The organism is Stutzerimonas sp. S1, assembly GCF_025966695.1.
Taxonomy (GTDB): Bacteria; Pseudomonadota; Gammaproteobacteria; order Pseudomonadales; family Pseudomonadaceae; genus Stutzerimonas.
This window is the reverse complement of the sequence record NZ_JAOEIY010000001.1, coordinates 649,585-673,772: the sequence shown is the minus strand read 5'-3', so window position 1 is coordinate 673,772 and position 24,188 is coordinate 649,585. Positions and strand designations below refer to the sequence as shown.

Here is a 24,188-nt window from a genome sequence, read left to right as displayed (position 1 = left end):
GGTCCTACCGATAAATTCCCTGCGTGCCGTGGGCGGCCATTGCGCGGTTGCCGCGGATGGCGATCATCTGGCCGAGGTCGATCCATTCGATGCCACGTGCTGCGAGGCGCGGCAGTTCGCGTTCGAGCAGGGTCAGGGTGCTGTCATGGGGGTGGCCGATGATGACCGCCGAGCCCTGCCGGCGGGCCAGTGCTATGGCGGCCTGGAAACGTTCGGCAACCGCTGCCGGACTGGCATCGTCATCCAGAAACACATCGCGCGACAGGCTCGCCAGGTTTTCCCGCTGAGCGCTGGCGGCGGCGACGGTATTCGGGCTGGTGCGGCTGTCGAGGAAGAACAGGTGGCGCCGTTGCAGATCGCGCATCAGCTGAGTCATCGCCTGCGGCTGCTCGGTCATTGTGCTGCCCATGTGGTTGTTCACCCCGCTGACGTGCGGCACGGCCAGTAGCGCGGCCTGCAGGCGACGCTGGAGTTCGGCATGGGGCAGATGCGGTTGCCAGGCGAACCGCCCGCCGGCAGGCGCCATGGGTAGGTGCAGCAGCACGGTCTTGCCCGCACGATGGGCCTGCTCGGCGAGGCTACCGGCGTGGCGGGTGTCCGGGAGGATCGCGAGCGCTACCGGTCCGGGCAGCGCGAGAACGCGGCGATCACGCGCGGGATGCTGGCCGAGATCATCGATGATCAGGCTCAGGCGAGCGGGACGATGGTTGACTGGCGTGGCACTTGGCGGTTCGCTCGCCAGCACCGGGCCGCTCAGCAGGCTGAGCAATCCCAGGCACAGTGCGGCCAGTCGGCAGGCGCCACTCATTGGCCGCGGGTGAGGTTCAGCCCTTTGAGCAGATTGAGTGCCTGACCCAGCTGGTAGTCGTCATCCTGCGGCCGCGGCGAATCGCTAGCGATCTGCGTGCTGCTCGGCCGATCGGGGCCGCCGTTGCCGTTGCCCAGATGGCCCGCCAGATCCGCTTCGCGCAGGCTGTCACCCGCCTGTTCGCGGGTCAGCTTGGCGCGTGCCACCTCGATATCCGGAACGATGCCTTGGGCCTGGATCGAACGGCCGTTGGGGGTGTAGTAAAGCGCCGTGGTGAGCTTGAGCGCGCGATCGTTGTTCAGCGGCAGCACGGTCTGTACCGAGCCTTTGCCGAAGCTGTCGGTACCCATCACCACGCCGCGCTTGTGATCCTGCAGGGCACCGGCAACGATCTCCGAGGCCGACGCGCTGCCGCCATTGATCAGTATCACCAAGGGCACGTGTTCGCTGGCATCGGCCGGATCGGCGTTGAAACGCAGCTCGGAATTGGCGATGCGACCCTTGGTGTAGACGATCAGGCCCTTGGTGAGGAAGTGGTCGGATACTTCCACGGCCGCCTGCAGCACGCCGCCGGGGTTGTTGCGCAGGTCCAGAACCAGGCCGCTGAGCTTCTGGCCGTGGTTGTTCTTCTTCAATTGCGCCAGCGCCTTGCCCACTTCCTCGCCGGTGTTGACCTGGAACTGGGTGACGCGCAGATAGCCATAGCCGGGTTCCAGCAGCTGGCTCTTGACGCTCTGCACCTTGATCACCGCGCGGGTCAGCTTGACGTCGAACGGCCGGCCGCCTTCGCGTACCAGGGTCAGGGTGATGCTGCTGCCGGGCTTGCCGCGCATCTGGCTGACGGCGTCCATCATCGACAGGCCCTTGGTCGGCTTACCGTCGATCTTGACGATCAGGTCACCCGCCTCGATGCCGGCTTTCGATGCCGGAGTGTCGTCGATCGGCGACACCACCTTGATCAGGCCATCCTCCTGACCAACCTCGATGCCCAGACCGCCGAATTCACCGCTGGTGCTTTCCTGCAGCTCGGCGAAGGCTTCGGGCTCGAGATAGGCCGAATGCGGGTCGAGGTTGCTGAGCATGCCCTTGATGGCGTTTTCCAGCAGTGTCTTGTCGTCGACCGGCTCAACATAGGCGGCTTTGATGCGGTCCAGCACCTCAGCGAAGGTGCGCAACTCCTCCAGCGGCAGCGGCGCCTTGTTCTTCGAGGTCTCGAGCTCGACTGGCGCGGGCGCCAGATCGGTCGCGGGTTGCTGCGCCCAGGCGCTGCCGTGCAGCCCCAGCACCAGGGCCAGGGTGAGCGTGGAGGGTCGGGCGAAATGGCGCAGGTGCAGCATGTCGAACTCCAGGTGTGAGGGCGGCGCTAGCCTTGCGCGCGGCACCAGTGTGCAGGGTCGCTGGGGCGGCCCTGCTGGCGAATGGCGAAATACAGCGCGGCCGCTTCCTGGCCGCCACTGGTCCCAACGGTGGCGATCGGTTCGCCAGCCTTGACGATGTCGCCGGCGTCCTTGAGCAGGCTCTGGTTATGCCCGTACAGGGTCAGGTAGCCATTGCCGTGGTCGAGGATCACCAGCAGGCCGGCGCCGCGCAACCAGTCGGCAAACACCACGCGGCCGCCATGCACGGCGCGCACCTGGCTGCCGACGGCCGCACCGATCAGTACGCCGTCCCACTTGGTTCGAGCGTCGCCGCCGCGCGGAGTGCCGTAGCGGGCGACGAGACGGCCGTTGACCGGCCAGGGCAGCTTGCCCTTGGCCTGGGCGAACGGGCCGCCGAAGCTGGCGCCAGCGCTGGACACCAGCGGGCCGGGAGCGCCTGACGAGCCGGACTGACGCTGCTGCCGTTCGCGTTCGGCGAGCAGCTCGCGCTGCCGCGCCTGCTCGGCCTCGCGGGCCTGGCGCGCGAGGGTTTCCTCGATGGTCTTGAGGACGCGTTCGAGTTGCGCCTGCTCCTGGCGTCGCGCCTGCAGTTTCTGCTCGCGAGTGGACAGGTCGCTGTTGAGCTTGGCGAGCGCCTGCTGGCGCTCCTTGCGCACGGCGGCGAGCTGGTTGCGGCGCTCGAGCAGGCCATCCTGCTGTTCGGCCAGCTTGCTGCGCTGATCCTGGATGCCGGCCTCGACATTGGCCAGCTGGCGTAGCGTCTCGTTGAAGCTCTCGACTTGCTCGAAGCGCGCCTTGTTCAGGTAATCGTAATAGGTGAGGGTGCGGCTGAATTTTTCCGGATTCTGCTGGTTGAGCAGCAGCTTGACGTACTCCTGGCGACCGTTCTGGTAGGCGGCGCGGGCCTGGGTGCCGATCAGTCGCTGCTGTTCGATACGGGCGCCCTCGAGCGTGGTCTTCTCTTCGTTGAGCCGCTCCAGCTCCGCCTCGCTGCGGTCGATTTCCTGCTGCAGAGTATCGACCTGCTTTTCCAGCTGGCCCATCTCGCTCTCGGTGCTCTTGAGCTGCTTTTGCACCCCGGATTTCTCCTGCTCGATCTGCTTGAGCAGCTTCTGCAGTTCGGCGATGTCCTGGCGCGCGGCCTCGATCTGCTGGCGTGCTTCGGCGCGCTCGTCGGCAACGGCCGGCCCGAGCAGGCAGATCAGGGCAAATGCAAGAACGGTACGAGACATGGAGGGTGGCAACCGAGAGATCACGACCGGCGTAGTATGCCTAAAAAAGCAGCGGCAAGCTGTACGGCAGACGAAAGCAGACTGCGGCCAGCAGCGGAGGGGCGATACGACCCTCCGCGCTCCCGACTCTGGCGGTCGGGAGGCTGTGCCCTGTCAGCTGCGGTCGCTTCAGTTCAGCTCGACGATGGTACGGCCGGTCATTTCCGGTGGAACCGGCAGGCCCAGCAGGGTCAGCATCGTCGGCGCCACATCGGCCAGGACGCCGCCGCTGCGGATGTGCGCGGGGCGCTTGCCGACGTAGATGAACGGGACCGGCTCGCAGGTGTGTGCCGTATGGGCCTGGCCGGTCATGGCATCTTCCATCTGCTCGACGTTGCCGTGATCGGCGGTGATCAGCGCTTCGCCGCCAACCTTCTCCAGCGCCTCGACGATGCGGCCGACGCAGTGGTCCAGGCACTCGACGGCCTTGACCGCGGCGTCGAACACGCCGGTGTGGCCGACCATGTCACCGTTAGCGTAGTTGACGACGATCACGTCATAACGCTGCTGTTCGATCGCCTCGATGATGCGGTCGGTCACTTCGGGTGCGCTCATCTCCGGCTGCTGATCGTAGGTGGCCACTTTCGGCGACGGGATGAGAATGCGTTCCTCGCCGGCAAACGGCTCTTCGCGACCGCCGGAGAAGAAGAAGGTGACGTGGGCATACTTCTCTGTTTCGGCGATGCGCAACTGGGTCTTGCCGTTCTTCGCCAGGTACTCGCCGAGCACGTTGGTCAGCGCCTCGGGAGCGAATGCTGCCGGTGCCGGGATGCTCGCGGCGTACTGGGTAAGCATGACGAAGCCCGCCAGCTGCGGGGCGCGGACGCGGGCGAATTCGCTGAACTGCGGCTCGACGAAGCAGCGCGTCAGCTCGCGGGCGCGGTCGGCGCGGAAGTTCATGAACACCACCGCGTCGCCATCCTCCACACGCACTGGCTCGCCGATCGTGGTCGCCTTGACGAATTCGTCGCTCTCACCGCGCTCGTAAGCCGCGAGCAGGCCGCCCACCGCATCGCTGGCCTGGTAGTCGGCCTTGCCGTCGACGACCAGGCGGTAGGCCTGTTCGACACGGTCCCAGCGATTGTCACGGTCCATCGCGTAGTAGCGGCCGATCAGGCTGGCGATACGACCCCTGCCGAGGCGGCTGAAGGTGGCCTGGAGCAGTTCGATGGAACTCTGCGCACTCTTGGGCGGCGTGTCGCGGCCGTCGAGGAAGGCATGCAGGTAAATCTTCTCGGCGCCGCGCTGGGCAGCCAGTTCGGCCATCGCCATCAGGTGATCCTGATGGCTGTGCACACCGCCATCGGAGAGCAGGCCAAGGATGTGCACCGCCTTATCGGCGCCGACAGCCTTGTCCACCGCGGCGCAGATCGCCGGATTGGCGAAAAACTCGCCGTCGCGGATGGCCTTGGTCACCCGGGTGAAATCCTGATACACCACGCGGCCTGCGCCCAGGTTCATGTGGCCGACCTCGGAGTTGCCCATCTGCCCGTCCGGCAAGCCCACATCCATGCCGCTGCCGGAAATCAGGCCGTGCGGGCGAGTGGCGCGCAGGCGGTCGTAAACCGGAGTGTTGGCTGCATGAATCGCGTTGAATTCCGGATTGTCGCTGTGTCCGAAGCCGTCGAGGATGATCAGTACCAGGGGTTTAGGCACGGCAGTAGGCGCGGCAGGCATGCTTTCGGGCTCCTTGCTCGGGGCAGAAAAAGGGCGGCCAGTCTACTGACTGACCGCGCCAAGGTCACGATTCGTCAGGGTTCAGCCGGTGGAGGGGGCTGTGTATACTGGCCCGCATTTTATCGTCTGGGTACCCGTTGATGCTCGCTAACCTGATTGAATTTGTCTCTAACCACTATGTGCTTAGTACGGCGTTCGTGGTGCTGCTGATCCTCCTGGCCATCACCGAGACCCGCAAGGGTGGCAAGAGCCTGAGCACCCGTGAGCTGACCACGTTGGTCAACAGTGGCGAGGGCGTGGTGTTGGACGTGCGGGCCAAGAAGGAGTTCGACGGCGGACACATCGTCGATGCGTTGAACATTCCCCACGAGAAGCTGGTCAGCCGCATGGGCGAGCTGGAAAAACACAAGGCCAAGACCGTGATCGTGGTCGATGCCATGGGCCAGCATGCCGGAACGGTCTGCCGCGAGCTGCAGAAGGCAGGCTTCACTGCCGCGAAGCTGTCGGGAGGGATTTCCAGCTGGCGTGGCGACAATCTGCCAGTGGTCAAGTAATCATGCCCAAGGTCGTCATCTATACCACCGCCTGGTGCCCCTACTGCATCCGCGCCAAGGCGCTGCTCGATCAGAAGAACGTCGCCTACGAAGAAATCTCCGTCGATGGCAAGCCAGCGCTGCGGGCCGAGATGGCCAGCAAGGCCGGGCGTACTTCGGTGCCACAGATCTGGATCGGCGAGCAGCATGTCGGCGGCTGTGACGATCTTTTCGCGCTAGAGCGCGCCGGGCGGCTCGATGCGCTGCTCCAGCGAGGCTGAAGCGCGAGCAAGACAAACAACACGAAACGCACAACCAGAAGGCTTCAGATATGACTGAGCAAGCAAGCAACGGCGCCGCGGCGGCGCAGAACGAGCAGGGCCCGCAGTTCTCCCTGCAGCGCATCTATGTCCGCGACCTATCGTTCGAGGCGCCGAAGAGCCCGGAAATCTTCCGTCAGGAATGGAATCCGAGTGTAGCCCTGGATCTGAACACCAAGCAGAAGGCGCTGGAAGGCGATTTCCATGAAGTGGTGCTGACTTTGTCGGTCACGGTGAAAACCGGTGAGGAAGTCGCCTTCATCGCGGAAGTGCAGCAGGCTGGCATTTTCCTGATCAAGGGACTCGACGCCGCGGCCATGAGCCATACGCTCGGCGCGTTCTGCCCGAACATTCTCTTCCCCTATGCCCGTGAGACGTTGGATAGCCTGGTAACCCGTGGCTCGTTCCCGGCGCTGATGCTGGCTCCGGTGAACTTTGATGCGCTCTATGCCCAGGAAATGGCGCGCATGCAGCAGGCGGGCGCGGCTTCCTCCAGCGCCCACTGAACTACGTGGGGCGGGTGCGCGCGGCAGCCAAACGCTGCGCTGCGCGCACTGGCGTCAGCGCACCTGCACCACCAGTTTGCCCACCGCCTTGCGCTGACTCAGCGTGTCGATCGCCTCGGCGGTCTGATCCAGAGTGAAACGCTGTGAAATCAGCGGGTTGAGTTTGCCTTCGGCATGCCAGGCGAACAGTTGCTTGAAGTTGGCCGCGTTGTCCTGCGGCTGACGCTGGGCAAATGCGCCCCAGAACACGCCGACCAGCGCTGCGCCCTTGAGCAGAGGCAGATTCGCCGGCAATGCAGGGATGTCTCCCCCCGCGGCAAAACCTACCACCAGCATGCGGCCGTTCCAGGCGATGCTGCGAAAGGCCTCTTCGAACAGCTTGCCGCCGACCGGATCGTAGATGACATCCACGCCCTGGCCGCCGGTAAACTCCTTGAGGCGGTCGCGCAGGCTGCCTTCGTTGTAGTTGATCAGCTCGTCGGCGCCGGCGCGTTTCGCCACTTCGAGTTTCTCGGCGGTGGAGGCGGCGGCAATCACCCTCGCTCCCATCGCCTTGCCGATTTCCACCGCCGCCAGGCCGACGCCACCAGCAGCGCCGAGTACCAGCAGGGTTTCGCCGGGCTGCAGATCGGCGCGCTGCCGGAGCGCGTGCATCGAGGTGCCGTAGGTCATGCCAAAGGCGGCTGCGGTAGCGAAGTCCATGCTCGGCGGGATGGGCAGCACATTGTAGCCCGGCACCGCTACCTGCTCGGCGAAACTGCCCCAGCCGGTTAGCCCCATGACGCGGTCGCCTACCTTGAGGTGGCTGACCTTCTCGCCTACAGCTGCCACCACCCCGGCCGCTTCGCCGCCGGGGGAGAAAGGCAGCGGAGGTTTGAACTGGTATTTTCCCTGAATGATCAGGGTGTCGGGAAAGTTGACGCTCGCCGTGTGGACGTCGAGAAGGATCTCGTTGGCCTTGGGTATTGGGCTGGCGACGTCCTCCACGACCAGGTTTTCGGTCGGACCGAAGGCTTTGCACAGGACAGCTTTCATCGGATTTCCTTCTGGATTGTCGGATAGCGCGAACGAGCCCGCGACTGAGCGGATCGTGCGGCCTGTCTGGTGCGTTGCAGTCTAGAAGGCTGGAGGGGACGCACAATGAGCATGCCCGCCTGTAATGCTGGCGTATAAGCGGGGGCTTGGGTCGCGCTTCGGCACTGGTTATGCTGGCGGCCGATTCCTCCGGAGCACCCCTGTGAAGCGCATCCTCATTTTCCTTATCGCCATTGGCCTGGCCATTCCGGCCATGGCCAGTTCCTCCGCCGCCGAAGAGGCTGCCCCGAAGACGCTCTATTACGCGCTGGTGCCGGCAATGGTCGGCAATTACGGTTCCGGCGAGCGGCTCAAGTACTACAAGGCCGACGTCGCCCTGCGCATCGCCAACAAAGAGGCTGAAGACAAGGTGAAGCACCACGAACCGCTGATTCGCAATCAGCTGGTCATGCTTTTCTCGCAGCAGACCGAGCAGAGCCTCGGTAGTGTCGAGGCCAAGGAGCAATTGCGGCAGGAGGCGCTCAAGCAGGTACAGGAGGTCCTCATCCAGGAGGAGGGGCAGCCGCTGGTGGATGATCTGCTGTTCAACAATCTGATCATTCAGTAACGCACGATTCAGCGCAGCGCCAGTATTGCGGCCCATTCCGCCGCACTGACCGGCATCACCGACAGTCGGCTGCCCTTCTGTACCAGCGCCAGTTGTGCGAGCGCCGTTTCGGCTTTCAGTCTCGCCAGCGAAAGCGGCGTTTGGAACCGCTCGACGAAGGCGACGTCGACAGCGCTCCAGGGGTTCTTTTCCGCGCGTGCCTTGGTATCGAAGTACGGGCTGTCGGTCTGCAGTGCCGTTGGATCGACATAGGCGCTGCGGACGATGCGACCGATACCGGCGATGCCTGGCTGGGCACAGCTGGAGTGATAGAAGAAGAACAGCTCGCCTTCGGCCATGTCGCGCAGAAAGTTCCGGGCCTGATAGTTGCGCACGCCATCCCAGCGGGCGCGGCCTTTCTGCTCCAGGTCGAGAATCGAGAATTCATCGGGTTCCGATTTCATTAGCCAATACGGCATGGGCTTTGCTTTCCCTCGAACGGTTCGATAGGGCCATGATGGCAAATTTCCCCGACAATCGGTCGTAACGCCGATTTGCGCACCGCCGGTGCTTCACGGAAAATGCCGCGGCTGTAAGTGGCGTATATCGAGTCCTAGAACGATAAAGCACATCGACTCGACAGCACCATTCGCCTGACAGGGGGAGGCGATCACGATGAAACGCAAGCCGGACATTCTTTGGGTATTGGTACTTATCTTCGGGCTCGGCGTGGTTACCACAGGCTACACACAGAGTCTCTGGGAGCGCGAGAGCGACGACGCTTTGCTGGTTCCGGTCATTCAGGGACAGGCCCAGAACCGCTAAGCGGTGTGCCGCAGGGATGCGGCAAGCTGGTTCAGTGATCGTACCAGCGCTGGTCCGTCACCGTGGCTTGCAGGGGGACATCCCAGCTCGCCAGAGTCAGTCGATCCACTTTCTGACAATCATGGGCTAGGCCGAGAAGGGTCGGTTTGTGACCTTTTTTGCGCATGGAGCGATACGCAAGGCTGCGATCGTAGAAACCGCCGCCCATCCCCAGGCGCCCACCCTGCTCGTCAAACCCCACCAGCGGCATCAGCAGCAGATCCAGCGCCCATACCGGGCGTTGCCGATCCAGGCAGCGCCGTGGCTCATGGATCCCGAAGCGATTCGGCCATAGCCGCTCGCCGTGGCTGATGCGCTGGAACACCATGCGGGTGCGTGGCCAGGGATTGAGCACCGGCAGGTAGGTCGCTTTGCCTCGGCGTTGCGCCTCGCGTAGCAGTAGGCCGGGGTCGATCTCGCCATCGTTCGGCAGATAAAGCGCGATATGGCGGGCGCGTCGAAACAGGGGGTGTTGTGCCAGTTGGCGATAGAGTCGCCGTGCGGCGAGTCGCTGTTGGGCGGGCGAAAGCGCGCGGCGCGCTTCTCGCAGTTTGCGGCGCAGCGCCGGGCGTGTGAGGCCTTCGGCTGCGATCATGAAAAGTGACTCCCCAGCATGCCGCTGCCGGCGTAGGCCCTTGAACCCGAGAGTTCAAGGTGGCGACTACAGAGAACCTTCAGGCTTTCCGTCAGGCGGACATGCACACCGGCCCCACATGTAGCCTCCATGGTATTGCTTATCGGGAGAGGGTCATCGCCGACTGGCGTACATGCCAGGGAGTTGCGCGGATTATACCTCAATACGTTGACCGTTCATCAGTTGGCGGAAGGGTCTGGATCGGTGGCCAGGGCGCTGTCGACCCGTTCCAGCAGCATGCGCACATGTTCGCGGGCGCTGTTGGCTTCGGCGTCCAGGCGATCATTCTTGTGTAGAAGCTCGTGGGTGATGTTCAGCGCCGCCATCACCGCTACGCGATCCGCGCCGATGACTTTGCCGCTGCTGCGGATCTCGCGCATCTTGCGATCCAGATAGCGCGCCGCGTTTTCCAGGTTGCTGCGTTCTTCCGGCGGACAGGAGATGCAATATTCCTTGTCCATGATGTGCACGGTAACGGTGTTCGGCTGGGTCATGAGTCCTGCTCCAGGGCTTTCAGGCGCGAAATCATCGATTCGACCTTCAACCGGGCCATTTCGTTCTTTTCGATCAGATGAGCGCGTTCTTCGCGCCACGCCCGCTCATTGGCCAGCAGCAGGCGATTCTGGGCTTTCAGTTGTTCGATGCGCTGGACCAGCTGCTCCAGCTTAGCGGTCAGCAATCGCAGATCGGCGTCTTCCATGGGCTTCCTATGGCGCGCGGAGGCTGGTTCCTGCGGGCTTCGATGGTCTTGTCTCGGCCGCCGGTGCTAGGATACGAAGCCTTCATTCTAGTCATTGCGCCCCCGTGCGCCTAGCCGCCCATGTCGATTCAGAATTCCCCTTACGCCGCCTTCGCCACGCTGCTGGCCGGCAGCCCCCAAGTCGTTTCCCCCGCCGAACTGCACGGCCTGCTGCTCGGTCGTAGCTGTGCGGGTGCCGGCTTCGATGTCGAACCCTGGCTGACCGATGCCGCAGACCTGCTCGGCGAGATGCCGGAAGGCAATGTCCGCCAAGCGCTGATCGGCCTGCAGGAAATGGTCAAAGGCGAGCTGGCCGGCGATGACATTGCCGTGGTGCTGCTACTGCCGACCGATGACGCACCGTTACACGAGCGCGCGGTAGCGCTCGGACAGTGGTGCCAGGGATTCCTCGCTGGCTTCGGCCTGGCCGCGGGTGATCGGGCGCTGAGCGGCGAAGCCGTGGAGGTGCTGCAGGACCTCGCGGCAATCGCGCAGATTCAGGATTCGCTGGAGGAGTCCGAAGAGGGCGAAAGCGATTACATGGAGGTCATGGAGTACCTGCGTGTCGCGCCGCTGCTGCTGTTCACCGAATGTGCCAAGCCGGTAGCGCCGGCTGCGAAACCCTCCCTGCATTGAGGAAGTCGTTCAGTCCATGACCTGCATCCCGAAGACGGAATACGCTCGTCGGCGCAAGGCGCTGATGGAGCAGATGGAACCTAACAGCATCGCCATCCTGCCCGCCGCGCCAATGTATATCCGCAACCGCGATGTCGAGCACGTGTATCGTCAGGACAGTGATTTTCAGTACCTCTCCGGCTTTCCCGAGCCTGAGGCGGTGATCGCGTTGATCCCCGGGCGCGAGCACGGCGAATACGTGTTGTTCTGCCGCGAGCGTGATCCTGAGCGTGAGCTGTGGGATGGTCTGCGTGCCGGTCAGGACGGCGCAATCCGCGACTACGGTGCCGACGACGCCTTCCCCATTGGCGATATCGACGACATTCTTCCGGGCCTGATCGAGGGGCGCGATCGCGTGTATTACGCCATCGGCACCAACGAGGCCTTCGATCATCGCCTGATGGAGTGGATCAAGACCATCCGTGCCAAGGCGCGCCAGGGTGCGCAGCCGCCCAGCGAGTTCGTCGCCCTGGATCACCTGCTGCACGACATGCGTCTGTACAAGTCGGGCAATGAAGTGAAGGTGATGCAGCATGCGGCGGAGATCTCCGCACGGGCACATATCCGCGCCATGCAGGCCAGCCGTGCGGGGCTGTTCGAGTATCACCTGGAAGCCGAGCTGGATTACGAGTTCCGCAAGGGCGGGGCGAAGATGCCGGCCTACGGCTCGATCGTCGCGGCCGGGCGCAATGCCTGCATCCTCCACTACCGCGAGAACGACGCGCCGCTCAAGGACGGCGACTTGGTACTGATCGACGCTGGCTGCGAGATCGATTGCTACGCCAGCGATATCACTCGGACCTTTCCTGTCGGTGGCCGGTTCTCCCCCGAGCAGAAGGCTATCTACGAGCTGGTGCTGGCGGCCAACGAGGCGGCGTTCAAGCACATCGCGCCCGGCAGACACTGGAACGAGGCTCACGAAGCGACCGTGCGAGTGATCACTGCCGGGCTGGTCGAGCTGGGCCTGCTGCAGGGCGAGGTCGACCAGCTGATCGCCAGCGAGGCCTACAAGCCGTTTTACATGCACCGTGCCGGCCACTGGCTGGGCATGGACGTGCATGACGTCGGCGACTACAAGATCGGTGGTGAATGGCGCGTGCTCGAGCCGGGCATGGCGATGACGGTCGAACCTGGGATCTACATCGCTGCGGACAACCAGAACGTGGCGAAGAAATGGCGCGGGATCGGCGTGCGTATCGAGGACGATGTGGTGGTCACCCGGACCGGCTGTGAAATCCTCACCACAGGTGTGCCGAAAAGCGTGGCCGAGATTGAGGCGCTGATGGCCGCTGCTCGTGAGCAGGTCGCCTGACATGCAGACTCTGGCGATCATCGGTGGCGGGCTGGTCGGTGCGAGTCTGGCGCTGGCGCTGCAGCAGGGGGCCCGCGAGCGGGGTTGGCAGATTCGCCTGATCGAGCCCTTCGCCCCCGGCGATGAATACCAGCCGAGCTACGATGCGCGCTCTACGGCACTGTCCTGGGGCACGCGGTTGATCTACCAGCGGCTGGGCGTGTGGTCGCAGATTGCCGAGCGCGCCGAACCGATCCGGCGCATTCACGTTTCCGAGCGTGGCCGCTGCGGTGCAGCGCGGCTGGAGGCGGACCGCGAAGGCGTGGAGGCACTGGGCTACGTGGTGGAGAACGCCTGGATCGGCCACTGCCTCTGGCAGGCACTGGACGACCGCGTGGTGCTGCGTGATTGCCCGGCCGAAGTGCAGCAGCTGCAGGCACATGACGGTGGTTATCGCCTGACGCTGAACAACGGCCAGCAGCTCGATAGCGCGCTCACCGTGCTCGCTGACGGCGGACGGTCCGGGCTGCGCGAGCAGCTCGGCATCCACATCAAACGCACGCCATACGGCCAGACGGCACTGATCGCCAATGTCACGCCGGGGCAGGCGCACGATGGCCTCGCCTTCGAGCGATTCACCGAAGATGGCCCGATGGCACTGCTGCCCGTGCGCGACAACCGCTGTGCATTGGTGTGGACGCGCCCGCAGGCGGACGCCGGGCGACTGGCTGCGCTTCCCGAGCCACAGTTCCTGGCCGAGTTGCAGCGCGCCTTCGGCTATCGCCTCGGCACCTTTCAGCAGGTCGGCGCGCGACATCTATATCCACTGACGCTGGTCGAGGCCGAGGAGCAGGTGCGCACGGGACTGGTGGTACTCGGCAATGCCGCGCACAGCCTGCACCCGATTGCCGGGCAGGGTTACAACCTTTCATTGCGCGATGCCGATGCGCTGAGTGCCGCGCTGCTCGCCAGTACAGCGGCATTGGGTAACTTGGCGGTGTTGCAGGGGTACGCCGCGCGTCAGCGCTTCGATCAGCAGCTGACGGTCGGCTTTTCCGACCAGGTCACCCGACTGTTCGGTGATTCGGCTGCGCTGAGGATTGCCGGCCGCAACCTCGGTTTGTTCGGCCTCGACCTCTTGCCGCCTGCCAAGCGCTGGTTCGCCCGTCAGGCGATGGGGTTGGGCACGCGTGCCGGCTAGCCTTCAGCGCTTCGATTGCATGCAGTACGCGCTCGGCGAACAGCTGCCTGGGCCTGGTGGCTGCGGATCGTCGTCGGCGACGGCGCGCAAGGCGTTCCATGGACGACTCAAGCCGCAGACGCGGCCGCCGGGAGAATAGCGATGCAAGCGGATCTGATCATCGTCGGGGCTGGAATGGTCGGCAGCACGCTGGCACTGGCACTTGAGGGGTGCGGGCTGGACATCGTCGTGCTCGATGCCGGCCCGCTGACGCTGGGACCGTTCGACGCGCGTGGCGCCTTCGAACCGCGCGTCAGTGCGCTCTCGGCCGCCAGCCAACGGATTCTCCAGCGCGTCGGCGCCTGGCCCGGCATTGCCGCGCGGCGCGCCAGCCCTTATACGGATATGCGTGTATGGGATGGTTCGGGCACTGGTCAGATTCACTTTTGTGCCGCCGCCGTACATGCGGAGGTGCTTGGCCATATCGTCGAGAATCGCGTGGTACAGGACGCCTTGCTCGAAGCCCTGCAAGCGCGCGGCACGGTCGAGCTGATCGCGGATGCGCGGCTGGATCAGCTGCGCGAGAGTGCGGACGGTTGGCTCCTCACCCTGGCCGATGGTCGGCAGCTGCATGCACCGCTGGTGGTCGCAGCCGACGGAGCGAATTCCGCCGTGCGTCGTCTCGCCGGCTGCGAAACCCGCGAATGGGATTATCTGCACCATGCAATCGTCACCAGCGTGCGCTGTGCCGAACCGCACCGGCGGACCGCCTGGCAGCGCTTCACCGATGACGGCCCGCTGGCTTTCCTGCCGCTGGAGCGCGAGGGTGGCCAGCACTGGTGCTCGATCGTCTGGTCGGCCACCGAAGGGGAAGCCGAGCGGTTGATGGCGCTCGATGACGAGGCGTTCCGCGCCGCACTGGGGCGCGCCTTTGAGCAGCGCCTGGGTGAGGTGCTCGAGGTCGATCCGCGCCTGTGCATCCCATTACGGCAGCGCCACGCCAAGCGCTACGTGCGCCCCGGGTTGGCCCTGATCGGCGATGCGGCACACACCATTCATCCGCTGGCCGGGCAGGGTGTGAATCTTGGCTTGCTCGATGCCGCGGTGCTCGCCGAAGTGCTTGGGGCGGCGCTGCAGCGTGGTGAACAGCCGGGCGATGTGCGCGTGCTCAGTCGTTTCGAGCGGCGTCGCATGCCGCACAACCTGGCGATGATGGCGGCGATGGAAGGCTTCGAGCGCTTGTTTCAGGCCGATCCGCTGCCGCTGCGCTGGCTGCGCAACGCCGGTCTGAAGGGTATCGAAGCGCTACCCGAGATGAAGGCGCTGTTCGTGCGACAGGCCCTGGGGCTGAGTGGCGATCTCCCGGAGCTCGCTCGCGCGTAGCCACTGGGAAGCCGGCGTTAGAACGACTGCGCTAAATGTCGCATTGAGAAGCTAAATCGCATTCACTATTATTTGGCCTCTGATCCGAACATACCAAGAGGCTGATCCATGCAGGCAAGCAAAGGTTTTCTCGCCGCTCTGGCGCTCACCGCGCTGTCGAGCGCCGTTCAGGCTGCCGATGAAGTGGTGGTTTACTCCTCGCGCATCGATGAGCTGATCAAGCCGGTGTTCGATGCCTACACCAAGCAAAGCGGCGTCGCGGTGAAATTCATCACCGACAAGGAAGCGCCGCTGATGGCCCGGATCAAGGCCGAAGGCGAGAACACGCCGGCCGATCTGCTGCTGACCGTCGATGGTGGCAATCTCTGGCAAGCCGAGCAGATGGGTATCCTGCAGCCGCTGAAATCCAGTGTGGTCGAGCAGAACATTCCGCCGCAGTACCGCTCATCCACCGATGCATGGACCGGCCTGTCGCTGCGCGCCCGTACCATCGTCTACTCGCCGGAGCGGGTCAAGGATGGTGAGTTGACCACCTACGAAGCGCTGGCGGAGCAGAACTGGGAAGGCCGTCTGTGCCTGCGCACCAGCAAGAAGGTCTACAACCAGTCGCTGACCGCCACCCTGATCGAGACGCACGGCGCGGAAAAGACCGAGCAGATCATCAAGGGCTGGGTCAACAACCTGGCCACCGACGTGTTTGCCGACGACACCGCGCTGATCCAGGCTGTGGACGCCGGGCAGTGTGACGTCGGCATCGTCAACACCTATTACTTCGGTCGCCTGCATGCGCAGAACCCGCAGCTGAAGGCCAAGCTGTTCTGGCCGAACCAGGAAGACCGTGGCGTTCACGTCAACCTCTCCGGTATCGGCCTGACCAAGCACGCGCCGAATCCGGAAGCGGCGCGCAAGCTGGTCGAGTGGATGACCGGCAGCGAAGCGCAGAGCATCTTTGCCGACATCAACATGGAATACCCGGCCAACCCACAGGTGAAGCCGTCTGCCGAAGTGGCGGCCTGGGGCGAATTCAAGGCTGACACCATCCCGGTCGAGGTCGCCGGCAAGCGCCAGGCCGAGGCCATCAAGCTGATGGATCGCGCCGGCTGGAACTGATCGGCGCTGAGCCCCGAGGCTGACGCGGCGTCTGCTTCAGCGCAGTCGCGCAGGGCTTGGTTATACTCGACGCCCCGGCTGGCCCGGGGCGTCGTCTTTTCTGCTTCCGAGGCTTGCGTGTCCCACCCCGTCGAGCACCGCTGGTATCCAATTACTTTCGCTGTCGCGGCGCTGGTGCTGCTGCCGTTGAGCGTCCTGCTGTTCAGTTGGCATGACATCGACCGCGAGATCTGGTCGCACCTGTGGGATACCCAGTTGCCGCGGCTGCTGGGCAATACCCTGGCCCTGCTGCTGGGCGTCAGTGTCGGTGTGACCGTGCTGGGGGTGAGTCTCGCCTGGCTGACCACGCTCTGCGAGTTTCCGGGGCGGCGCTGGCTGGACTGGGCGCTGATGCTGCCCTTCGCGATTCCTGCCTACGTGCTGGCGTTCGTCTTCATTGGCCTGCTCGATTTTGCCGGTCCGGTGCAGACGTTGGCGCGCGAGTGGTTCGGCAGCGCTATCCGCTTTCCGCGGGTGCGCTCCACCGGCGGGGTGATCGTGGTGCTGGTGCTGGTGTTCTACCCTTACGTCTATCTGCTGGCGCGTTCGGCCTTCCTCGCTCAGGGCCGCGGCTTGATGGAGGCGGCGCGCGTACTCGGCCAGTCGCCCTGGCAGGCCTTCTGGACGGTGGCACTGCCGATGGCGCGGCCAGCGATCGGCGCCGGTCTGGCGCTGGCGATGATGGAGACCCTGGCGGACTTCGGCGCGGTGTCGGTGTTCAACTTCGACACCTTCACCACGGCGATCTACAAGACCTGGTATGGCTTCTTCAGCCTGACCAGTGCCACCCAGCTCGCCAGTCTGTTGCTGTTGGCGGTGATGCTGGTGCTGTATGGCGAGCGCCGTGCACGGGGAGCGGCGCGGCCGGCCAATGAGCGGGCGCGCACCGCCGCGCTGTATCGGCTGCGCGGGCTCAAGGCATTCGCGGCCAGCGCCTGGTGCGCGCTGGTGTTTCTCTGCGCCTTCATTGTGCCGGTGCTGCAGCTGCTGGTTTGGTTCTGGCAGCGTGGCCGCTTCGATCTCGACGAGCGCTACGCCGGGCTGATCCTGCACACCCTCTACCTCGGCGGCCTGGCGGCGCTGATCACCGTCAGCGTGGCACTGCTGCTGGCATTTGCCCGGCGCCAGGCACCGGTCCGCGCGATCCGCAGTGCGGTCGGCCTGGCCAATCTCGGCTATGCGCTGCCCGGCTCGGTGCTGGCGGTGTCGATCATGCTGGCGTTCAGTTACCTCGACCGGCACATGGTGGTTCCGCTTTCCGCCTGGCTGGGCGGTGCCGGTAAACCGATCCTGCTCGGCAGTCTTGGTGCGCTGTTGCTGGCCTATCTGATCCGCTTCATGGCCGTCGCCTTCGGCCCGCTGGAGAGCAGTCTGGCGCGAATCCGTCCTTCGCTGCCGCAGGCTTCGCGCAGCCTGGGTGTCGGCGGGCCGGCGCTGTTCCTGCGCGTGTATCTGCCTCTGCTGTTGCCCGGCACGCTCAGCGCGGCGCTGCTGGTGTTCGTCGATGTGCTGAAGGAGATGCCGGCGACCCTGCTGATGCGCCCGTTCGGTTGGGACACGCTGTCGGTGCGCATCTTCGAGATGACCAGCGAGGGCGAATGGGCACGCGCGGCGCTGCCGGCGCTGACCCTGGTGCTGGTCGGTCTGCTGCCGGTGATTCTGCTGATCCGCCGCTCGGCCAGGCGCTGAACGCCTGCAGTGGTGGTGCTTAACAACTGGTAACCCTATGCCCTGGTTGCTCCGTCGCCCCGCCGTGACCTGCCGCAACCTTGGGGCTACAATGCGCGCCATTCGAACGCCGCCGCTCGCTGCGGACACCGGCACAGCCAGGCCTCACCAATGCCGCTTCGGCGACCTGCCCGGAAGGAGAAACCCATGGGTCAGCGTACTCCCCTCTACGATCAGCACCTTGCGCTCGGCGCCAAGATGGTCGATTTCGGCGGCTGGGACATGCCGCTGCACTACGGCTCCCAGGTCGAGGAACATCACCAGGTGCGACGTGACTGTGGAGTGTTCGACGTCTCGCACATGACCGTGGTCGACGTTGCCGGCGGCGACGCCAAGCGTTACCTGCAGCACCTGCTGGCCAATGACGTGGACCGTCTGAAAAGCGTCGGCAAGGCGCTCTACAGTGCCATGCTCAATGCCCGTGGCGGCGTTATCGACGATCTCATCGCCTACCTCACCGACTGGGGCTATCGGCTGGTGGTCAACGCCAGCACTCGCGACAAGGACCTGGCCTGGATGCAGGCGCAGGCGTCCGGTTACGCAGTCGAGGTGCGCGAGCGCCCTGAGCTGGCCATGCTGGCGATCCAGGGGCCGCATGCGCGGGCACGTACCGCCGAGCTGCTCAGCCAGGCGAGCGCCACGCTGATCCATGAACTCAAGCCATTCCAAGGGCTCGCCGAGGGTGACTGGTTCATCGGTCGCACCGGTTATACCGGCGAGGATGGTCTGGAGATCATCCTGCCGGCCGAGCAGGCTCCGGATTTTTTCAGTGAGCTGGTCGGTGCTGGCATCTCTCCGATCGGTCTTGGCGCACGCGATACGCTGCGTCTGGAAGCGGGCCTGAATCTCTATGGGCAGGACATGCACGAGGATGTCTCGCCGCTGTCGGCAAACATGGGCTGGACTATCGCCTGGGAACCCGCAGAGCGCGATTTCGTCGGGCGCGCGGTACTCGAACAGCAGCGGCAACGCGATGATCTGCCCAAGCTGGTCGGGCTGGTACTGGAAGAGCGCGGCGTGCTGCGGGCCCATCAGGTGGTGCGGGTCAACGCCGGCGGCGACGGCGAGATCACCAGCGGCAGTTTTTCGCCTACGCTTGGCAAGTCGATCGCGTTGGCACGCGTCCCTGCTGCAACAGGGGAGCGTGCGGAAGTGGAAATACGTGGCAAATGGTATCCAGTACGGGTGGTGCAACCGACCTTCGTGCGTCACGGCAAGGTACTGGTGTAAATTCGGGCGACCGCTTCGCGCGACGGCTTCGCGTGTCTGCAGTCGACAGCCTTGAGGACAATACGAATGAGCGAAATCCCCAGCGATCTGCGTTACGCCTCCAGCCACGAATGGGCCCGCCTCGAGGCGGACGGCAGCATCACCGTCGGTATTTCTGACCACGCCCAGGAAGCGCTAGGTGATGTGGTCTATGTCGAGTTGCCGGAGATCGGCCGCCAGCTCAGCGCCGGCCAGGAAGCCGGGGTGGTGGAGTCGGTGAAGGCCGCCTCGGATATATATGCGCCGGTCTCCGGTGAGGTGGTGGCGATCAACGAGGCGTTGACCGATTCGCCCGAGCTGGTCAACAGCGATCCATACGGCAGCTGGTTCTTCCGCCTGCAGCCGAGCGACAAGGCGGAACTGGACAAGTTGCTCGATGCAGCAGCCTACCAGGCTTCCTGCGACGCCCAAGCCTAAGCAACCCCTCGAAAGCCCCGCTCTGTCGGGGCTTTTGTTTTTCCGAGAGTAGCCGCCATGCCGCACATGCCGAATCTTTCCCAACTCCAGCAACCCGATGCCTTCCTGCGTCGCCATCTCGGGCCGGACGAAGGCGAGCAGCGGTCGATGCTCGAGGCGCTCGGGCTGAGTAGTCGTGCCGAACTGATCGACCAGACCGTGCCGCCGGCGATTCGTTTGCAGGGCGAGCTGGCGCTGCCGCCAGCACTGGACGAGCAGGGCGCGCTGGCCCGGTTGCGCGGCTATGCCGAACAGAACCAGCTGTGGACTAGCCTGATTGGCATGGGCTACCACGGCACCATCACCCCGCCGGTTATTCTGCGCAACGTGCTGGAAAATCCGGGCTGGTACACCGCCTATACGCCTTACCAACCGGAAATTGCCCAGGGACGCCTGGAGGCGCTGCTGAATTTCCAGCAACTGACCATCGACCTCACTGGTCTGGACCTGGCCAACGCTTCGCTGCTCGACGAGGCTACCGCCGCTGCCGAGGCCATGACGTTGGCCAGACGCGTCGCCAAGAGCAGGAGCAACTGCTTCTTCGTCGAGGAGAACTGTCATCCGCAGACGCTCTCCGTGGTGCAGACCCGTGCCGCCGCGTTCGGCTTCGAGCTGCTGGTGGGCACGCTGGACGAGCTGGCCGGGAAGGAGGTATTTGGTGCGCTGCTGCAGTACCCGGATACCCACGGCGAGATCCGCGACCTGCGCGCGGTCATCGAGCAGCTGCATCGTCAGCAGGCGCTGGCCTGCGTGGCGGCCGACCTGCTCAGCCTGCTGCTGCTGACCCCGCCGGGCGAGTTGGGCGCCGACGTGGCGCTTGGTTCGACCCAGCGTTTTGGCGTGCCGATGGGTTACGGCGGTCCGCATGCGGCGTACTTTGCCACCCGTGACGAGTTCAAGCGCGCCATGCCGGGGCGCATCATCGGCGTGTCCAAGGACGCCCGCGGCAACACGGCGTTGCGCATGGCGCTACAGACCCGCGAACAGCACATCCGCCGCGAGAAGGCCAATTCCAACATCTGCACGGCGCAGGTGCTGCTGGCCAACATCGCCGGTTTCTATGCCGTCTACCACGGCCCGCAGGGCCTCAAGCGTATCGCCCAGCGCGTGCATCGCCTGACTGCGATTCTCGCGGCCGGCTTGGAGCGCCACGGTGTTCAACGCCTCAATCAGCACTTCTTCGACACCCTGACGTTGGAGGTCGGTGGCGCGCAGACCGCGATCATCGAGAGCGCCGAGGCCGCACGCATCAACCTGCGTATTCTCGGTCGCGGCCGGCTGGGCGTGAGCCTGGATGAGACCTGCGACGAGCACACCGTCGAGCAGCTGTTGGCCATCTTCCTCGGCGCCGATCACGGCCTGGAAATCGCTGAACTGGATGCCGCCGAGCCGCCTATGGGGATTCCCGAGGAGCTGCGCCGCGGCAGCGGTTACCTGAGTCACCCGGTGTTCAACTCGCATCACAGCGAAACCGAGATGCTGCGTTACCTCAAGCAGCTGGAGAACAAGGACCTGGCGCTGAACCAGGCGATGATTCCGCTCGGTTCCTGCACCATGAAGCTCAACGCCACCAGCGAGATGATTCCGATCACCTGGCCGGAGTTTGCCAACCTGCATCCCTTCGCACCGCGCGCGCAGGCGCTGGGCTACACGCGGATGATCGCCGAGCTGGAAGACTGGTTATGCGCGATCACCGGCTTCGATGCGATCAGCATGCAGCCCAACTCCGGTGCGCAGGGTGAGTACGCCGGGCTGTTGGCGATCCGCCAGTACCACGAAAGCCGTGGCGAAACGCAGCGCGATATCTGCCTGATTCCATCCTCGGCTCATGGCACCAACCCCGCTTCGGCGCAAATGGCCAGCATGCGGGTGGTCATCGTCGAGTGCGATAAGGGCGGAAACGTCGATCTTGAAGATCTCCAGCGCAAGGCGACCGAGGCCGGCGATCGGCTGTCCTGCCTGATGATCACCTATCCGTCGACCCACGGGGTTTATGAAGAGAACGTGCGCGAAATCTGCGCGGCAATCCATGCCCACGGCGGGCAGGTCTACATGGATGGCGCCAACCTCAACGCTCAGGTCGGTCTGGCGCGACCGGCGGATATCGGCGCAGACGTTTCGCACATGAACCTGCACAAGACTTTCTGCATCCCCCACGGCGGCGGCGGCCCAGGGATGGGGCCGATTGGCGTCAAGGCGCATCTTGCACCTTTCGTCGCCAACCATCCGGTGGTCGAGCTGGAAGGTCCGCGTGCCGGCAACGGCGCGGTGAGCGCGGCGCCCTGGGGCAGCGCGAGCATCCTGCCGATCAGCTGGATGTACATCGCCATGATGGGGCCGCAACTGCACGATGCTACCGAGGTAGCCATCCTCGGCGCCAACTACCTGGCCAATCGCCTCGGCGGTGCCTTCCCGGTGCTCTACAGTGGCCGCAACGGTCGCGTGGCCCACGAGTGCATCCTCGACCTGCGCCCGCTCAAGGCGCAGACCGGGATCAGCGAGGAGGACGTTGCCAAGCGTCTGATGGACTATGGCTTCCACGCGCCGACCATGTCCTTCCCGGTACCCGGTACGCTGATGATCGAGCCTACCGAGAGCGAGTCGAAGGCCGAGCTGGATCGTTTCGTCGAAGCCATGCTGAACATCCGTGCCGAGATCGCCAAGGTGCAGGATGGCGAGTGGCCGACGGATGACAATCCACTGGTGCGGGCGCCGCATACACTCGCCGACGTCATTGGCGAATGGGATCGCCCGTACAGCATCGCTGAAGCGGTGACGCCGAGTGCGCATGCACGGGCGCACAAGTACTGGCCGACGGTAAATCGGGTCGACAATGTCTACGGCGATCGCAACCTGTTTTGCGCCTGCGTACCGGTGGACGCCTATCGCGAGTGAGCTGCGCTGATCGCAGGGTGGGTGTGGCTTTTCACACCCGCCTGTGCGGTGAATCGCTGAAGCGTCATCCGCCATGCGGCGACCTGGACGCTTCCAGGGATTGCAGACGGACTCATCGTAGGGTGGATGTCGCTTTTTACATCCACCGGAGGTCCAGTTCGATGGTTCGGTGACCCTGAATTACCCTACGCTTCAGGCGCTTGCTCTTCGTCGGATGCCTCACCCAGCAACCCAAGCCAGCTCGCCAGCACCAGTTGCGCTTCTTCGACGCCTTGCCGCTTAGGCGCGGAGAACAGCTGAACGCTGACGTCCGCGCCCCAGCCTTTTTGAATGTCGCGCTGAATCGCCAACAGGGCGGTCTTCGCCGCACCGAAGGCCAGTTTGTCGGACTTGGTCAGCAGGATATGCAGCGGCATCTGGCTGGCGCTCGCCCAGTCCAGCATCATCCGGTCAAACTCGGTCAGCGGATGGCGGATATCCATCATCAAGAACACCCCAGCCAGACTCTCACGGCTGCCTAGGTACGCCTCCAGATGGCGCTGCCAGTGCTGCTTGAGCGGGATCGGCACCTTCGCGTAGCCGTAACCGGGCAGGTCGACCAGGCGCCGTTCGTCATCCAGGCGGAAAAAGTTCAGCAGTTGCGTGCGGCCCGGCGTCTTCGAGGTTCGGGCGAGATTGGCATGGGTCAGGGTGTTCAGCGCACTGGACTTGCCGGCGTTCGAGCGACCAGCGAAAGCGACTTCCAGGCCTTCGTCGGCCGGGCATTGATCGACCTTGGCGGCGCTGATCATGAAAGTGGCTTGCTGGCAGAGGCCGAGAATCGGGTTTTTCGGGAGCATGGTCGTTCCGGTGAGTGCGCGGGGGTGCGGCAATGGTTCATTTCCGTTTCAGGAACGGAAGTATATAATGCCGCAGATTTTGTGTGCGCTTTGGTCTTGTCCAGCCGGGAGCACGCGCGCCGGCTCCGGCCAAGAGTAGCGCGTCTGTCCGGCCTGAGTCCGGTATGCCACCATAACGAGCATTGCCGTAGCCTGTGGGCGGCGAGCGAGCCGATAGATTCCCTTATAACCCTTAGCCGTAGTTGGATGAGCTGATGAACAAAGTACTCGTGAGTCTGCTGTTGACCCTTGGCATCACCGGTATGGCCCACGCGGCTGGAGACGCCGAAGCTGGTCAGGGCAAAGCCGCAGTGTGTGGCGCCTGCCATGGCGTCGACGGCAACAGCCCGGCGCCGAACTTCCCGAAACTCGCCGGCCAGGGCGAGCGTTATCTGCTCAAGCAGATGCAGGACATCAAGGCCGGCAGCACCCCGGGTGCGGCTGAAGGCGTCGGACGCAAGGTGCTGGAAATGACCGGCATGCTCGATCCGCTGAGCGACCAGGATCTGGCCGACCTTGCCGCCTACTTCGCCAGCCAGAAGCCTACCGTCGGCATGGCCGACCCAGCGCTGGTCAAGCAGGGCGAGAAGCTCTTCCGCGGTGGCAAGGTGGATGTCGGCATGCCCGCCTGCACCGGCTGTCACGCGCCGAATGGCGTGGGCAACGATCTGGCAGGCTTCCCGCAACTGGGCGGCCAGCACGCTGCCTACACAGCCAAGCAGCTGACCGATTTCCGTGAAGGCAACCGCACCAACGACGGCGACACCATGATCATGCGTGGCATCGCGGCCAAGCTGAGCAACAAGGACATTCAGGCCTTGTCGAGCTACATCCAGGGTCTGCACTGACAGTCAGCTGACAGGCGATCCGCTAAGAGGGCGACCTGGCCGTGAGGCTGGCCGCCCTTTTTTCTTTTTGTCGTCGCTACAATG

General features: G+C 64.3%; 25 protein-coding genes and 1 other RNA gene. 15 read left to right on the top strand and 11 right to left on the bottom strand.

Annotation, left to right across the window (positions count from 1 at the left end):
• Positions 1–4: 4 nt before the first annotated feature.
• The 4 genes from N8H22_RS03025 to gpmI form a co-directional block, all read right to left on the bottom strand.
• Entirely contained in the window at positions 5–808 is an 804-nt protein-coding gene (locus tag N8H22_RS03025) for a divergent polysaccharide deacetylase family protein (protein WP_264589141.1), read from the bottom strand.
• Entirely contained in the window at positions 805–2,145 is a 1,341-nt protein-coding gene (locus tag N8H22_RS03020; protein WP_272890670.1) for a S41 family peptidase, read from the bottom strand. Before N8H22_RS03020 ends, N8H22_RS03025 begins: the two co-directional genes overlap by 4 nt.
• A gap of 26 nt (positions 2,146–2,171) precedes the next feature.
• Positions 2,172–3,419, bottom strand: coding sequence for a murein hydrolase activator EnvC (locus N8H22_RS03015; protein ID WP_264589140.1), 1,248 nt, complete (start codon positions 3,417–3,419; stop codon positions 2,172–2,174).
• A 168-nt stretch (positions 3,420–3,587) separates the two neighbouring features.
• On the bottom strand, positions 3,588–5,135 hold the full coding sequence (gpmI, locus tag N8H22_RS03010) for a 2,3-bisphosphoglycerate-independent phosphoglycerate mutase (RefSeq protein ID WP_264589139.1): 1,548 nt from the start codon (positions 5,133–5,135) through the stop codon (positions 3,588–3,590).
• Positions 5,136–5,275: 140 nt separating this feature from the next.
• Here gpmI and N8H22_RS03005 point away from each other — a divergent pair, with 140 nt between their 5' ends.
• The 3 genes from N8H22_RS03005 to secB are packed head-to-tail and all read left to right on the top strand — an operon-like array spanning position 5,276 to position 6,494.
• Positions 5,276–5,689 (top strand): rhodanese-like domain-containing protein, encoded by a 414-nt coding sequence (locus N8H22_RS03005; protein ID WP_264589138.1) that lies wholly within the window; start codon positions 5,276–5,278, stop codon positions 5,687–5,689.
• A 2-nt stretch (positions 5,690–5,691) separates the two neighbouring features.
• Positions 5,692–5,949, top strand: a complete 258-nt coding sequence (gene grxC / locus N8H22_RS03000) for a glutaredoxin 3 (RefSeq protein ID WP_264589137.1) — start codon at positions 5,692–5,694, stop codon at positions 5,947–5,949.
• Positions 5,950–5,999: 50 nt separating this feature from the next.
• Positions 6,000–6,494, top strand: a complete 495-nt coding sequence (gene secB, locus N8H22_RS02995) for a protein-export chaperone SecB (protein ID WP_264589136.1) — start codon at positions 6,000–6,002, stop codon at positions 6,492–6,494.
• 54 nt (positions 6,495–6,548) lie between these two features.
• Here secB and N8H22_RS02990 read toward each other — a convergent pair whose 3' ends face one another.
• The gene (locus N8H22_RS02990) at positions 6,549–7,529 is read right to left on the bottom strand and encodes an NADPH:quinone oxidoreductase family protein (protein ID WP_264589135.1); all 981 of its coding nucleotides are present in this window, start codon (positions 7,527–7,529) and stop codon (positions 6,549–6,551) included.
• 253 nt (positions 7,530–7,782) lie between these two features.
• Here N8H22_RS02990 and N8H22_RS02985 point away from each other — a divergent pair, with 253 nt between their 5' ends.
• A complete protein-coding gene (locus N8H22_RS02985; protein ID WP_264589335.1) occupies positions 7,783–8,136 on the top strand; it encodes a flagellar basal body-associated protein FliL in 354 nt (117 codons plus the stop codon).
• Positions 8,137–8,144: 8 nt separating this feature from the next.
• On the opposite strand, the gene N8H22_RS02980 is transcribed toward N8H22_RS02985, so the two are convergent.
• On the bottom strand, positions 8,145–8,594 hold the full coding sequence (locus N8H22_RS02980; RefSeq protein ID WP_264589134.1) for an EVE domain-containing protein: 450 nt from the start codon (positions 8,592–8,594) through the stop codon (positions 8,145–8,147).
• 196 nt (positions 8,595–8,790) lie between these two features.
• Between N8H22_RS02980 and N8H22_RS02975 the strand changes: the two genes are divergently transcribed.
• Positions 8,791–8,940 carry a hypothetical protein gene (locus N8H22_RS02975; protein WP_264589133.1) on the top strand — a complete coding sequence of 50 codons (150 nt, stop codon included), beginning with the start codon at positions 8,791–8,793 and terminating at the stop codon, positions 8,938–8,940.
• A gap of 31 nt (positions 8,941–8,971) precedes the next feature.
• Here N8H22_RS02975 and N8H22_RS02970 read toward each other — a convergent pair whose 3' ends face one another.
• The 4 genes from N8H22_RS02970 to N8H22_RS02955 form a co-directional block, all read right to left on the bottom strand.
• Positions 8,972–9,574 (bottom strand): 5-formyltetrahydrofolate cyclo-ligase, encoded by a 603-nt coding sequence (locus N8H22_RS02970; RefSeq protein ID WP_264589132.1) that lies wholly within the window; start codon positions 9,572–9,574, stop codon positions 8,972–8,974.
• A gap of 6 nt (positions 9,575–9,580) precedes the next feature.
• Positions 9,581–9,759, bottom strand: a non-coding RNA gene (ssrS, locus tag N8H22_RS02965) — 6S RNA.
• A gap of 33 nt (positions 9,760–9,792) precedes the next feature.
• Positions 9,793–10,107, bottom strand: a complete 315-nt coding sequence (locus tag N8H22_RS02960) for a cell division protein ZapA (protein WP_264589131.1) — start codon at positions 10,105–10,107, stop codon at positions 9,793–9,795.
• Positions 10,104–10,313 (bottom strand): TIGR02449 family protein, encoded by a 210-nt coding sequence (locus N8H22_RS02955; RefSeq protein WP_264589130.1) that lies wholly within the window; start codon positions 10,311–10,313, stop codon positions 10,104–10,106. Before N8H22_RS02955 ends, N8H22_RS02960 begins: the two co-directional genes overlap by 4 nt.
• A 120-nt stretch (positions 10,314–10,433) precedes the next feature.
• Between N8H22_RS02955 and N8H22_RS02950 the strand changes: the two genes are divergently transcribed.
• From N8H22_RS02950 to gcvP, 9 genes are all read left to right on the top strand, one after another.
• The gene (locus N8H22_RS02950; RefSeq protein ID WP_264589129.1) at positions 10,434–10,988 is read left to right on the top strand and encodes a YecA family protein; all 555 of its coding nucleotides are present in this window, start codon (positions 10,434–10,436) and stop codon (positions 10,986–10,988) included.
• Positions 10,989–11,004: 16 nt separating this feature from the next.
• Entirely contained in the window at positions 11,005–12,339 is a 1,335-nt protein-coding gene (pepP, locus tag N8H22_RS02945) for a Xaa-Pro aminopeptidase (protein WP_264589128.1), read from the top strand.
• 1 nt (position 12,340) lies between these two features.
• A complete protein-coding gene (gene ubiH / locus N8H22_RS02940) occupies positions 12,341–13,519 on the top strand; it encodes a 2-octaprenyl-6-methoxyphenyl hydroxylase (RefSeq protein ID WP_264589127.1) in 1,179 nt (392 codons plus the stop codon).
• Between the two features lie 141 nt (positions 13,520–13,660).
• Entirely contained in the window at positions 13,661–14,881 is a 1,221-nt protein-coding gene (locus N8H22_RS02935; RefSeq protein WP_264589126.1) for a 2-octaprenyl-3-methyl-6-methoxy-1,4-benzoquinol hydroxylase, read from the top strand.
• 108 nt (positions 14,882–14,989) lie between these two features.
• Positions 14,990–15,991: an extracellular solute-binding protein gene (locus N8H22_RS02930; RefSeq protein WP_264589125.1), complete on the top strand. Its 1,002-nt coding sequence runs from the start codon at positions 14,990–14,992 to the stop codon at positions 15,989–15,991.
• Between the two features lie 117 nt (positions 15,992–16,108).
• Positions 16,109–17,719: an iron ABC transporter permease gene (locus N8H22_RS02925; RefSeq protein ID WP_264589124.1), complete on the top strand. Its 1,611-nt coding sequence runs from the start codon at positions 16,109–16,111 to the stop codon at positions 17,717–17,719.
• A gap of 186 nt (positions 17,720–17,905) precedes the next feature.
• Positions 17,906–18,988 (top strand): glycine cleavage system aminomethyltransferase GcvT, encoded by a 1,083-nt coding sequence (gene gcvT / locus N8H22_RS02920; RefSeq protein WP_264589123.1) that lies wholly within the window; start codon positions 17,906–17,908, stop codon positions 18,986–18,988.
• 66 nt (positions 18,989–19,054) lie between these two features.
• Positions 19,055–19,444: a glycine cleavage system protein GcvH gene (gene gcvH, locus N8H22_RS02915; RefSeq protein ID WP_264589122.1), complete on the top strand. Its 390-nt coding sequence runs from the start codon at positions 19,055–19,057 to the stop codon at positions 19,442–19,444.
• A gap of 57 nt (positions 19,445–19,501) precedes the next feature.
• On the top strand, positions 19,502–22,378 hold the full coding sequence (gene gcvP / locus N8H22_RS02910) for an aminomethyl-transferring glycine dehydrogenase (protein ID WP_264589121.1): 2,877 nt from the start codon (positions 19,502–19,504) through the stop codon (positions 22,376–22,378).
• A 185-nt stretch (positions 22,379–22,563) separates the two neighbouring features.
• Here gcvP and yihA read toward each other — a convergent pair whose 3' ends face one another.
• The gene (gene yihA / locus N8H22_RS02905; RefSeq protein WP_264589120.1) at positions 22,564–23,217 is read right to left on the bottom strand and encodes a ribosome biogenesis GTP-binding protein YihA/YsxC; all 654 of its coding nucleotides are present in this window, start codon (positions 23,215–23,217) and stop codon (positions 22,564–22,566) included.
• A gap of 254 nt (positions 23,218–23,471) precedes the next feature.
• Here yihA and N8H22_RS02900 point away from each other — a divergent pair, with 254 nt between their 5' ends.
• Positions 23,472–24,104, top strand: a complete 633-nt coding sequence (locus N8H22_RS02900) for a cytochrome c4 (RefSeq protein WP_264589119.1) — start codon at positions 23,472–23,474, stop codon at positions 24,102–24,104.
• The last annotated feature ends 84 nt before the right edge of the window (positions 24,105–24,188 follow it).